Genomic DNA, 12,310 nt, shown 5'->3' on the forward strand with positions numbered 1-12,310 from the left:
CGGCGAGCCGGGCGATGACAGGCGAGCAAGGTCAAATGTTCGCTGCAAGGTCGGTCAGGGCGCCCTGGTCCGCACCTTGGTGGCGATCAGCAGTGCGGCGAGCACCAGAGGAATTGCGCCCGCCACGAACACGGCCGCCGCGCCCATCATGTCGAGCACAAGCCCGCCACCGGCCGCGCCCATGGTGATGCCGAGGAAGATCGAGGCCACCGTTAGTCCGGTGCCGCTTTCGGTCTCATCGGGCACCATGCGGGTGATCCAGGTCGTCGTCGCCACCGGCACGCCGCTGAAGGCGAATCCCCAGAGTGCGACCAGCGCCAGCGCGGGAACGAGGTCCTTGCCATAGACCGAGAGCAACAGACCGAGCACGCTGATCGCCAGCAGCATCGCGATCAGCGTGAGCTTGAGCTTGCGCTCGGCCATCAGCCCGCTGACGAAAGAGCCGATATAGTTGGTGACGCCGAAAGCCAGCAACGTCGCGGCGACGCCGGCCGCGCCAAGCCCGGTCACGCTTTCAAGGAACGGACGGATATAGCCGAAATAGCCGAAGTGTCCGGTGAAGACCAACGTTGCCGCGAAGATGCCGGCGCCGATCCCCGGCCGTGTCAGGATGTCGATCAGGGTGTCGAGCCCGGCTTCTCCCTTCGGGGCCAAACGCGGCAAGGCCAGCGCCTGGATGACGAACACGGCTGCGCCCAATGCCGTGGCCAGCAGGAACACGATGCGCCAGCTCGCCACCTCGCCGAGATAGCTGCCGAGCGGAACGGCGATGATCATCGCGGCGGGAATGCCGCTCATCACGATCGACAGGGCCCGCGCAACCAGCGAGGGCGGCACCAGCCTGATCGTCGTCGCGGCCGCCATCGCCCAAAAGCCGCCGATGGCGAGGCCGAGCACGATCCGCGCGGCGAGCAGGAACGTGATGTTCGGCGCCAGCGCCACCAGCAGGTTGGAGATGACGAGCAGAATCGAAAAGCTCAGCAGCACCGGCTTTCGATTGAAGCTGCGCGTCAGTCTCGGCGTGAACAACGCTCCGACCAGGCCGGCCAGCGAGGTCGCGGTCACCGCCTGACCGGCGAGGCCCGGGCTGACACCGAGGTCCCTCGCCATCGGTGTCAAAACGCCGGACGGCAGGAACTCCGCCGTCAGAAGTGCAGTCACGCCCAGCATCATGGCGACGACGGCGCCCCAAGCCGGCGTGATCCGCTCGTCACCAACCTTGAGGGCGGCGTCGCCCGGCGTCAGCGCAACGGCATCGGCGTGCGCCAGAGCGGGGTCCAGTTCTTGATCCATCGACCGAAACTTCCATCTTATGTTGCACCGCCGCAGACATAGGCTGGAGGTTTTGGACAATCCATGCCATAAACGCTCCAATGTTTGATCGTTCGTCCAGATCGTCCGCCGCCGATACGACCGACGCCGCCGTCGATCTGGTGAGCGAATTGCTGCTCGGCATGCGGCTCGAGGGCGTTCACTACCGTCGGGTCGAGACGCGAGCGCCGTTCGGGTTTCGGTTCGACACGCCGTATGGACGCGCGCAATTCCACTTCGTCGCCCACGGCACGGCGCTGCTGCGCTACGCCGATGCGACGTTGCTTACCCTTGGATGCGGTGACGCAATTTTCCTGCCGCGCGGCGGCGCGCATGATCTCGTCTCGGCGCCGGATGAGCCGAGCTGCGACGTCGAGCGTTTCGAGACCGAGACGCTCTGCGGCAATGTCGATGTGACGTCGGCCTGCCCTGAAGGATGCCCGCAGGACGATCAGGTTCTGGTCTTCAGCGCCTGCATGAATTTCGATCTTGGCGGCATGCGTCCGTTGATCGCCCTGATGCCGGAGGTGATGCGGGTCGACACGCTGCTTGCGCGCCAGCCGGAAATCGAACCCATGTTGAAGGCGATGGAGCGGGAGACCTGCACGCCGCGGGCCGGTTCCGTCGGCGTGATGGCGCGGCTCGCTGATGTTCTTGCCGCGTCGATCGTGCGTGGCTGGGTCGAATGCGGCGGCGACAACGCCATCGGCTGGTTCGAAGCCTTGCGCGATCCGCGGCTCGGCCGCGCGATCGGCGCGCTGCATCGCGCGCCCGGCCGCAACTGGACGGTTGCTGAACTGGCGGCGGAGGCGGGTTGCTCGCGCTCGCTGTTCGCCGAGCGCTTCCAGTCGATGACCGGGCAATCGCCGCTGCGCTACCTTGCCGAGCTGCGCATGCGCCTCGCCACACAATGGATCGAGCATGAGCGCCAGCCGATCGATGTGATCGCCCAGCGGCTTGGCTATGCGTCGCAGGCCGCCTTCAGCCGCGCGTTCAAGCGCGTTACGGGGCAATCGCCGGGGATGGTGCGGCACGCGGCCGGAAGCCGCCGCGCGGCGGAATAGCTACGCGCGGAGCGGTCGCGTGACAGCGCGCCTCTCGCCTCACACACCGCCGTCATGCCCCGCTTCAAGCGGGGCATCCAGTACGCCGCGGCCTTTCGGCTCAAGCACTGATGTCTCTGGAATACTGGATCGCCCGGTCGAGCCGGCCGATGACGGTGAGGGCAGCTAGATATTCGCCGCGAGGTCCGTCAGTTCGTCGAACAGGATGCCGGTCGTGGCCAGCATCCGCTCGATCTCGTCGGTGGCATCGCTAACCGAGCGGTTCGAGGTGTCGATGGTCAGTTCGTTGCCGGCCGGCGGCTGATAATCATTGCCGATGCCGGTGAAGCCCTGCAGCGCGCCGGAGCGCGCTTTGGCGTAATGGCCCTTGGGATCGCGGGTCTCGCAGACCTCGGCAGGCGTCGCGACATAGACTTCGCGGAACGCGCTGTCGGCGATGCGGCGTGCTGCCGCACGGTCGGCGGCCGACGGCGACACCGCGGCGACGATCGCAATATGGCCGTTGCGCGCCAGATGGGTCGCGACCTCGGCGAGGCGGCGGATGTTCTCGGTGCGATCCTGCGGCGAGAAGCCGAGGTCGCTGTTGAGCCCGGCGCGGAAGGTGTCGCCATCGAGCAGGATCGGCGAGCCGCCATTGCTGAACAGGCGCCGCTCCAGCGCCCGCGCCAGCGTCGACTTGCCGGAGCCGGGCAGGCCGGTCAGCCAGATCACCGCGCCATTGTGGTGGTAGCGCGCCGAGCGCTCGTCGGGCCGCAGCGCTGACTCCACCGGCACGATGTCGATCGGCACCGCGGGCCGGCCGGCGTCGACCGACAGCACGAGGCCGCCGCCGGCGATGCGGCCATTGACCTCGATCACGAGGCGGCCGGTGCGCGGATTGTCGGTGTAGGGATCGGTCGCAACCGGCTGCGCCAGCGAGATGTCGATCTCGCCGACATGGTTGCGCGCGATCGCGCTGTTCTCTTCGTTGGACAGCGCGCCGGGATCGATCGCCTTTTCGATCGCGACCACGGTGGCGCGGCTTTCCTTGGTGCCGAGCCGGATCAGGATCTGCTCGCCCTTGGTCAGCGGCTTGTCGTGCAGCCAGAAGATTCGCGCGCGGATGCGGCGGGTGTCGCGCGGGCTCTGCCCGCTATGTCCGATGATGTCGCCGCGCTCGAGGAACAATTCGCGGTCGAGCGTGATGCCGACCGAGCGGCCGGCGCCCTGCGGGCCGCCAACCGGCGTCACCGGCCAGCTCTCGACGGTCTTGATCTTCGCGATCTTGCCGGTCGGCATGATGACGATCTCGTCGCCGGCCTTCAGGCTGCCGGACTCGACCCGGCCCGCCACGATGCGGCGGTCGTCGAACTTGTAGATCGCCTGCACCGGCAGCCGAAGCGGCAGCTCCGCCAGCGGCTTTGCCGGCTCGAGCGCATCGAGCGCCTCGACCACGGTCGGTCCCTTGTACCATTCGATCCGCGGCGTGTGCTCGGCGACGCCGTCACCATCGCGTGCCGAGATCGGGACCACCGCGGTCGGCGTCACGCCGAGGCCGACCAGGTGCGCCGAAATTTCCGCGCTGATCTCGCTGAAGCGCGCCGCGCTGAAATCGACCCGGTCCATCTTGTTGACGACCACCGCGACCTGCTTCACGCCGAGCAGGTGCAAGAGATAGCCGTGTCGCCGCGTCTGCGAGCGGACGCCTTCGAGCGCGTCGATGATCAACACCGCGCCATCGGCCTGCGAGGCGCCGGTGATCATGTTGCGCAAAAATTCTGCGTGGCCGGGCGCGTCGATCAGCACGACGTCGCGCGAGCGGGTGCGGAAGCGGATCTGGGTGGTGTCGATGGTGATGCCCTGGTCGCGCTCGGTCTGCAGCGCGTCGAGCAGGAACGACCATTCGAACGGCATGCCGCGCCGTGCACTGACCGCCTTCAGCATCTCGAGCTTGCCGTCCGGCAGGCTGCCGGTCTCATGCAGCAGCCGGCCCACCAAAGTGGACTTGCCGTGGTCGACATGACCGACGATGACGATGCGTACCTGCGGCCGGGTGGTGCCGTTGGGCGTTGCCGAGATCGAGGCGGTGGGAAGGATCATGTTCATCGGAACGCTCGCACGAAGTGGAAAGCCAACGGATTGCTTCGGGGGTGATCAGAGATAGCCGGCGACGCGAAGCCGCTCGAACGCATCCTCGGTCTCGTGGTCGAGCGCGCGGCCGGCGCGCTCCGGGATCTTGGTGGCGTCGAGCTCGGCGAGGATCTCGTCGATGTTGGAAGCGGTGGAGGCGACCGGGTTGGTGATGTCCTGATCCCCCAGCGAGCGGTAACGCTTGCCGTCCTTGGCGAGATAGAGCGGGATGATCGGAATGCCTTCGCGCTTGGTGTAGGCCCAGATGTCGGCCTCGGTCCAATGCAGGATCGGATGGATGCGCAAATGCGCGCCTTGCGGCGGCGAGGCGTTGAAGTGATCCCAGAACTCCGGCGGCTGGTCGCGGACGTCCCATTCGCCCTCAAGGCCGCGCGGCGAGAACACGCGCTCCTTGGCGCGGGTCGCCTCTTCGTCGCGGCGGATGCCGGCGATCAATCCGTCAAAGCCGTATTTGTTGAGCGCCCATTTGAGCCCTTCCGTCTTGCGCGCAGCGGAACGCGCCGCCGGCGGCAGAGTGGGGTCGACGGCGTCGATCGGCGGGCAGGGCTCGACACGCAGGTCGAGATCCCATTCCTTTCCGAAGCGATCGCGGAACGCATACATCTCCGGAAACTTCTTGCCGGTGTCGACATGCAGCGCCGGGAACGGGACGCGGCCGAAGAACGCCTTGCGCGCCAGCCAGATCATCACGTTGGAATCTTTGCCGAGCGACCACAGCAGCGCGAGTTTCTTCAGACGGGCGAACGCCTCGCGCAGGATGTAGATGCTCTGCGCCTCCAATTCGTCGAGGTGGTCCATCGACGGCGGCTGAGCGACCGGAATTCCCGGCACGGAAGATGCTTGTGCAAGGGCTGCGGACCGCGTTCCGGCAGCGACGGATTCGTTGTCGAGAAGATGCATCTCTTGGCCTTGGCCTGTGGAGTTGAAAATTCTAAAGTTGCGCTGCAATAGAGAAGAAATAATTTTCTCTTTGCCGGGCTTGATCGAGAGATAAATAGAAAATAATTTCAGTCAACCCCCAAATTGGGGAAGCGAGTGTCTGATGCGATATCTGCCAGTGTTTCTGGATCTGCAAAGCGGCAAGGTGCTGCTCGTTGGAGCGGGCGAGTTGGTGCGCGCCAAGTTGCGGCTGCTCGCAGCCGCCGGCGCCGCGGTTCGCTGGTACGCGACCGACGGTGATCATGAGCTCGCCGGTATCGCGGCGGAGGACGCCGCGCGCATCGAGCGCGCCGAGGGCGATCCGCTCACTGCCGATCTGTCCGATGTCATCGCCGTGCTCTGTGCCGGCGCAGGCGACATTGGTGTCGCGATGTCGGTGCGCGCCAAGGCGATTGGCCTGCCGGTCAACGTGATGGACGACCTCGTGCATTCCACCTTCATCATGCCGGCGATCGTCGATCGCGGCGATGTCGTGGTCGCGGTCGGCACCGGCGGCACGTCGCCGGTGGTGGCGCGCCGCATCCGCGAGAAGATCGAAGCGGTGCTGCCGGCACGGATCGGCGATCTCGCCGGCTTCATCGGCCATTTCCGCAAGGCGATGCATGCCCGCATCGAAGAGTTTCCGCTGCGCCGCCGCTTCTGGGAGCGCATCATCGACGGACCGATCGGCGCGCTGGTGCTGGCTGGCCGCAAGGACGAGGCCGAGCAGGCGCTGAACGCGATCACCGATCCCTCCGCATTCGCCGGCGCTGATGCGCAAGGCAAGGCCGTCGGTCATGTGACGCTGGTCGGCGCCGGTCCCGGCGATCCGGATCTGCTCACGGTGAAGGCGTTGCGCGCGCTGCAGGATGCCGATGTCGTGTTCTATGACGAACTGGTGTCACCTGAAATTCTCGACCGTATCCGGCGCGATGCCGCGCGGATTCCGGTCGGCCGCCGCGTCGGCAAGCCGGGCATTGGCCAGGACGCCACCAACCGCCTGATGATCGAGGCGGCGCAGTCGGGCCAGCGAGCGGTTCGGCTGAAGGGCGGCGATCCCTTCATCTTCGGCCGCGGCGGCGAGGAGATCGAAGCGTTGCGCGACGCCGGCGTCGCGTACTCCATTATTCCCGGCGTCTCCGCCGGTCTCGGCGCGGCCGCGCAATTCGAAGTGCCGCTGACCTTCCGGCATGAGGCGCTGCGCATCACCTTCCTCACCGCGCACAAGGCGCGCGATGCCGAAGTCGTCGACTGGTCGGTGCTGACCGACACCAAGATGACGGTCGTGGTCTACATGGGCATGACCGCCGCACCCGCGATCCGTGAAGGCATGCTGGCCGCGGGCCGTTCGCCGGAAACGCCGGTCGGCGTGTTCGCGCGCGTGACGCGGCCCGATGCCAAGGCCGCGGTCGGCACGCTGGCGCGGCTGCCCGAGCTGGTGAAACAGGTCGACGGCGGTCCTGCCGTCCTCGTCATCGGCGACGTGGTCGCGCATTCCGCGCCGTGGAGCCGATCCAACGTCACCCAACTGTTCTCCAACCAGATGTTCTCCGAACTGCTGAAAGCTGCCGAATGACCTCTCCGCTTGAACAGAAGAAAATCAGGATCACGGGCCCCTCGATGGTCACCGCCAACCGGACCTGGGACGGTGCCGTGGTGTACCGAACCGCCAAGCAAGGCTGGTCCACCGAACTCTCCGACTCCGCGATCGTGACCACGTCCGACGAGGCCCGCGCGCTGCTGGCCGAAGCCACCGCCGACGACGTCGGCGCGGTCGGCCCCTATATCGCGCCGGTCGAACTCAAGGACGGCGGCAAGGTGAAGCCGGGCAATCTCCGCGAACATATCCGCGCCAAGGGCGTCACCATCGATCTCCAGGTTCCCGCGTAAGGCGCGCCGCGTTAGGGCTCATCGAACATGTATGCTTATGACGAACTCGACCGCACGCTGATCAACGAGCGTGTTTCGGAATTCCGCGACCAGGTGAAGCGCCGCCTCTCCGGCGAGCTCACCGAGGACGAATTCAAGATCCTGCGCCTGCAGAACGGCGTGTATCTGCAGCTGCACGCCTACATGTTCCGGGTCGCGATCCCCTACGGCACGCTGTCGTCGAAGCAGCTGCGCCGGCTCGCCCATGTCGCGCGCCGCTACGACCGCGGCTATGGCCACTTCACCACCCGGCAGAACATCCAGTTCAACTGGATCAAGCTCGCCGAGCTGCCGGATGCGCTGTCCGATCTCGCCGAGGTCGGCATCCATGCGATGCAGACCTCAGGCAACAATATGCGCAACGTCACTTCGGACCAGTGGGCCGGCGTCGCGCCCGGCGAGATCGAGGATCCGCGGATCTGGTCGGAACTGATCCGCCAGCACACCACGCTGCATCCGGAATTCTCGTTCCTGCCGCGCAAGTTCAAGATCGCGATTACCGCGGCCGAGCACGACCGCGCCGCGATCAAGATCCACGACATTGGGCTTAGGCTGCACAAGAACGCCGACGGCGAGACCGGATTCGAGGTGCTGGTCGGCGGCGGCCTCGGCCGCACCCCGTTCATCGCCAAGACCATCAAGCCGTTCGTCTCCGGCCGCGACATCTTGAGCTACATCGAGGCGATCCTGCGCGTCTACAACCAGTACGGCCGCCGCGACAACATCTACAAGGCGCGCATCAAGATCCTGGTGCACGAGCTCGGCATCGAGAAGTTCGCCAAGGAGGTCGAGGAGGAGTGGAAGGCGATGGGCGATGTCGGGCTGACGCTCGATCACGCCGCCATCGAGGAGGTCCGCTCGCGCTTCTCCTATCCGGCTTACGAAAAGCTGCCGCACATGCCGGACGAGCTCAAGCAGGCTGCGCACGATCCGCTGTTCGAGCGCTGGCGCAAGAACTCGGTGTCGGCGCACAAGGTGCAGGGCTATTCGATCGTCACGCTGTCGCTGAAGCCGGTTGGCGGCCCTCCGGGCGATGCCACCGCCGAGCAGATGGACGCGGTCGCCGACCTCGCCGACAAGTACTCGTTCGGAGAGATCCGCGTCGGCCATGAGCAGAACCTGGCGCTGCCGCACGTCGCCAAGCGCGACCTGCCGCCGCTGTTCAAGGCGCTCGACCGCCTCGGCCTCGCGACGCCGAACGTCAATTTGGTCACCGACATCATCGCCTGCCCGGGGCTGGATTACTGCTCGCTGGCCAATGCGCGCTCGATCCCGATCGCGCAGGAGCTGACGCGGCGCTTTGCCAACCACGACACCGCCGACCTGATCGGCCGGCTGCACATCAACATCTCCGGCTGCATCAATGCCTGCGGCCATCACCATGTCGGCCACATCGGCATTCTCGGCGTCGAGAAGAACGGTGAGGAGTTCTACCAGATCACGATCGGCGGCCGCGCCGATGAGAACGCGCAGTTGGGCACCTTGATCGGCCCGGCCGTTCCCTATGCGGAAGTCGCCGACGTGATCGAAGACATTGTCGAAGCCTATCTCGCGCTGCGCGACCGTCCCGAGGAATTGTTCGTCGATACGGTGAAGCGTCTGGGCGTCGAGCCGATCAGGGAGCGCGTCTATGCCACTCGTTAAGCAGGGAAGAATCACGACCGATCTGTTCGTGCATGTCGCCGACGGCGCCGAGTTGCCGGGCGACGGCGCGGTGCTGGTCACGGCCGAGCGCTTTCTCGCCGATCCGGAAGCGCTGCTGCGCCGCGCCGGCAAGGTCGGCGTGATTTGGCCGAACAACCGCAACCTCGACGATCTGGTGCCGCATCTCGATCGCCTCGCCACGGTCGCGCTGGTGTTTCCGACCTTCCGCGACGGCCGCGCCTACAGCCAGGCGCGCCTGCTGCGCGAGCGCTACGGCTATGACGGCGAGCTGCGCGCCACCGGGCAGATCCTGCGCGACCAGTTCGTGTTCATGACGCGCGCCGGCTTCGATGCCTTCGAGGTGAAGAAGGACGCCGACGCCGATGCGTTCGCCCAGACCATGAAGCGCTATTCGGTGTTCTACCAGCCGACCGGCGACGGCCGCATCACCGCGCTCAACCGCCGCATGCAGCTGCGTCATTCGGAGAGCGCCGGCCAGTGAGCACGTTGATACGAGAGCTGCCGGCGACATCGGTCGCATTGCCCGCGGCCGACGAGCTCGATCGCGCGCTGCGCAGCGCATCGCCCGCCGAGGTGATCGCGGCCGCGTTGCAGACGGTCGGCCGCGAGAAATTGGCGCTGGTGTCGTCATTCGGCACCGAGTCCGCCGCGCTGCTCAAGGTGATGGCGGATGTCGATCCGGCGATCCCGGTGGTGTTCCTCGACACCGGCTGGCTGTTCGAGGAGACGCTGGCCTATCGCGACACGCTGATCAAGACGTTGGGCCTTACCGATGTGCGCTCGATCAAGCCGGACGAAGACGCGTTGTCGCGCCAGGATCCGGATCGCGAATTGTGGTTCACCGATCCCGATGCCTGCTGCCGCATCCGCAAGGTCGAGCCTTTGGCGCGTGCGCTGAAGCCGTTTGCCGGCTGGATCAACGGCCGCAAGCGGTTCCAGGGCGGCGCCCGCACCGAAATCCCCGTCGTCGAGGACGACGGTGCCAGGCTGAAATTCAATCCGTTCGCCCATGTCTCGCGCGAGGAGATCGAGGCGATCTACGCGCTCGGCAAGCTGCCGCCGCATCCTCTTGTCGCATCGGGATATCAGTCGGTCGGGTGTATGCCTTGCAGCAGCCGGGCTGCTGCCGGCGAGGATGCACGCGATGGCCGTTGGCGTGGCCGCGCGAAGACCGAATGCGGCATCCACACGATGAAGATGTCGTAAGCATGATCCGGAAAAGTGCGGAGCGGTTTTCCGAAAAGATCATGCTCAGATAAACGCGCCAGATCGCGATGATGTTTCATTGCGGTTTGGCGACGTGACAAAGCCTTCGCAGCGCGGCGGCTTCGTAGCACAAGCGCGCTGTGCCGCTGAAAACAAAGAAAACCGGTTTCGTTGACTTCAGGCCACTTCACCGTGAGTTATGTCTGGCGTGTTCCCTGACATTCTCAGGTTGAATGGAGACCGAAATGATCCGTCGTGTGCTGCCGCTGGTTGCAGGATTGTTGTGGGCGAGCTCGGCCTTCGCGGCCGACTATTCGCTGCTCAACGTGTCCTACGATCCGACGCGCGAGCTCTATGTCGACTTCAACAAGGCGTTCGCCGCGGCCTATCAGAAGGACACCGGCAAGAGCGTCGAGATCAAGCAGTCGCATGGCGGCTCGGGTTCGCAGGCGCGTTCGGTGATCGACGGATTGCAGGCCGATGTCGTTACGCTGGCGCTTGCCTATGACGTCGACGCGATCGCCGGCAAGGGTCTCATCGCCGCGGACTGGCAGAAGCGCCTTGCGCTCAACGCCTCGCCCTACACATCGACGATCGTGTTCCTGGTGCGCAAGGGCAATCCCAAGGGCATCAAGGATTGGGACGATCTGATCAAGCCCGGCGTTGCCGTGATCACGCCGAATCCGAAGACCTCGGGCGGTGCGCGCTGGAACTATCTTGCCGCCTGGGGCTATGCGCAGAAGAAGTTCGGCTCGGCCGACAAGGCGAAGAAGTTCGTCGCCGACCTCTACCAGAACGTCCCGGTGCTCGATACCGGCGCGCGCGGCTCGACGGTCACCTTCGTCGAGCGCGGCGTCGGCGACGTGCTGCTGGCGTGGGAGAACGAGGCCTTCCTGGCGCTGCGCGAATTCGGCGCGGACAAGTTCGAGATCGTGGCGCCGCCGCAGTCGATCCTCGCCGAGCCGCCGGTCGCCGTCGTCGATGCGGTCGCCGACAAGAAGGGCACCCGCGCGGTCGCCGAAGCCTATCTGAAGTACTGGTACACCAAGGAAGGCCAGGAGATCGCCGCGCGCAACTCCTACCGGCCGCGCGATCCCGAGATCGCCAAGGAGTACGAAAAATCCTTCGCCAAGGTTGAACTTTTCACCATCGACGACGTTTTCGGTGGTTGGACCAAGGCGCAGAAGGAGCACTTCGCCGAGGGCGGCATCTTCGATCAGATCTACAAGAACTGATCGACAGGGGGGATGGTGAGCATAGCGGTCGCACGACGCAGTACGCTGCCGGGGTTCGGTCTCACCATGGGACTGACCCTGACATGGCTCTCCGTCATCATCCTGATTCCGCTGGGCGCGCTGTTCCTCAAGACGTCTGAGCTCAGCCTCGATCAGTTCTGGGGCATCGTCACCAGCCGCCGCACGCTGAACGCCCTGAAGATTTCGTTCGGGCTGTCGTTTGCGGCCGCCTGCGTCAATCTGGTGATGGGCACCATCATCGTCTGGGCGCTGGTGCGCTATCGCTTTCCGGGCCGGCGGTTGTTCGACGCCATCGTCGACATTCCCTTTGCCTTGCCGACGGCGGTCGCCGGCGTCGCGCTGACCCAGCTGTTCGCCCAGAAGGGCTGGCTCGGCGCACCGCTCGCCGAGCTCGGCATCAAGGTCGCCTTCACGCCGATCGGCATCTTCATCGCGATGATCTTCATCGGCATTCCCTTCGTGGTGCGCACGGTGCAGCCGGTGTTGATCGATCTCGATCCCGAGATCGAGGAGGCGGCTGCGAGCTTAGGGGCCAATCGTTGGCACACCGTGTTCCGCGTCATCCTGCCGAGCCTGATCCCGGCGCTGCTCACCGGCTTTGCGCTGGCCTTTGCCCGCGCTATCGGTGAATACGGCTCGGTGATCTTCATCGCCGGCAATCTGCCCAACGTCTCCGAGATCGCGCCGCTCCTGATCGTGATCCGGCTGTCCGAATTCCGCTACGCCGATGCCACCGCGATCGCGGTCGTGATGCTGGTGGCCTCGTTCCTGATCATCTTCCTGATCAACCGGCTGCAGCGCTGGGCGCAGGCCCGCATTCCCGTGCATTGA

The 12,310-nt window shown here is 65.5% G+C and carries 11 protein-coding genes; 8 read left to right on the forward strand and 3 right to left on the reverse strand.

Going from position 1 to position 12,310, the window contains the following annotated elements; all coding sequences use genetic code 11:
* Window positions 1–54: 54 nt before the first annotated feature.
* Window positions 55–1,293 (reverse strand): MFS transporter, encoded by a 1,239-nt coding sequence (locus FBZ93_RS24195; protein WP_246667623.1) that lies wholly within the window; start codon window positions 1,291–1,293, stop codon window positions 55–57.
* Between the two features lie 80 nt (window positions 1,294–1,373).
* On the opposite strand from FBZ93_RS24195, the gene FBZ93_RS24200 reads away from it, so the two are divergent.
* A complete protein-coding gene (locus FBZ93_RS24200) occupies window positions 1,374–2,375 on the forward strand; it encodes an AraC family transcriptional regulator (protein WP_146989103.1) in 1,002 nt (333 codons plus the stop codon).
* 165 nt (window positions 2,376–2,540) lie between these two features.
* On the opposite strand, the gene cysC is transcribed toward FBZ93_RS24200, so the two are convergent.
* Together cysC and cysD are read right to left on the reverse strand one after the other, a co-directional pair.
* Window positions 2,541–4,460: an adenylyl-sulfate kinase gene (gene cysC / locus FBZ93_RS24205; protein ID WP_146989105.1), complete on the reverse strand. Its 1,920-nt coding sequence runs from the start codon at window positions 4,458–4,460 to the stop codon at window positions 2,541–2,543.
* 48 nt (window positions 4,461–4,508) lie between these two features.
* Window positions 4,509–5,303, reverse strand: coding sequence for a sulfate adenylyltransferase subunit CysD (cysD, locus tag FBZ93_RS24210; RefSeq protein WP_050425832.1), 795 nt, complete (start codon window positions 5,301–5,303; stop codon window positions 4,509–4,511).
* A 244-nt stretch (window positions 5,304–5,547) separates the two neighbouring features.
* On the opposite strand from cysD, the gene cysG reads away from it, so the two are divergent.
* The 7 genes from cysG (at window position 5,548) to cysT (ending at window position 12,310) form a co-directional block, all read left to right on the forward strand.
* Window positions 5,548–6,999, forward strand: coding sequence for a siroheme synthase CysG (gene cysG / locus FBZ93_RS24215; RefSeq protein ID WP_146989107.1), 1,452 nt, complete (start codon window positions 5,548–5,550; stop codon window positions 6,997–6,999).
* Window positions 6,996–7,313: a DUF2849 domain-containing protein gene (locus tag FBZ93_RS24220; protein ID WP_074131355.1), complete on the forward strand. Its 318-nt coding sequence runs from the start codon at window positions 6,996–6,998 to the stop codon at window positions 7,311–7,313. The genes cysG and FBZ93_RS24220 overlap by 4 nt, the downstream gene beginning before the upstream one ends.
* 27 nt (window positions 7,314–7,340) lie before the next feature.
* Window positions 7,341–8,996, forward strand: coding sequence for a nitrite/sulfite reductase (locus FBZ93_RS24225; RefSeq protein WP_146989109.1), 1,656 nt, complete (start codon window positions 7,341–7,343; stop codon window positions 8,994–8,996).
* Window positions 8,983–9,498 carry a DUF934 domain-containing protein gene (locus tag FBZ93_RS24230; protein ID WP_146989111.1) on the forward strand — a complete coding sequence of 172 codons (516 nt, stop codon included), beginning with the start codon at window positions 8,983–8,985 and terminating at the stop codon, window positions 9,496–9,498. The genes FBZ93_RS24225 and FBZ93_RS24230 overlap by 14 nt, the downstream gene beginning before the upstream one ends.
* On the forward strand, window positions 9,495–10,223 hold the full coding sequence (locus FBZ93_RS24235; protein WP_146989113.1) for a phosphoadenylyl-sulfate reductase: 729 nt from the start codon (window positions 9,495–9,497) through the stop codon (window positions 10,221–10,223). Before FBZ93_RS24230 ends, FBZ93_RS24235 begins: the two co-directional genes overlap by 4 nt.
* A 245-nt stretch (window positions 10,224–10,468) precedes the next feature.
* Window positions 10,469–11,458 carry a sulfate ABC transporter substrate-binding protein gene (locus FBZ93_RS24240; protein ID WP_167529191.1) on the forward strand — a complete coding sequence of 330 codons (990 nt, stop codon included), beginning with the start codon at window positions 10,469–10,471 and terminating at the stop codon, window positions 11,456–11,458.
* Between the two features lie 15 nt (window positions 11,459–11,473).
* On the forward strand, window positions 11,474–12,310 hold the full coding sequence (cysT, locus tag FBZ93_RS24245; RefSeq protein ID WP_167529192.1) for a sulfate ABC transporter permease subunit CysT: 837 nt from the start codon (window positions 11,474–11,476) through the stop codon (window positions 12,308–12,310).

The sequence above is a fragment of the Bradyrhizobium macuxiense genome, assembly GCF_007993935.1.
Lineage (GTDB): Bacteria > Pseudomonadota > Alphaproteobacteria > Rhizobiales > Xanthobacteraceae > Bradyrhizobium > Bradyrhizobium macuxiense_A.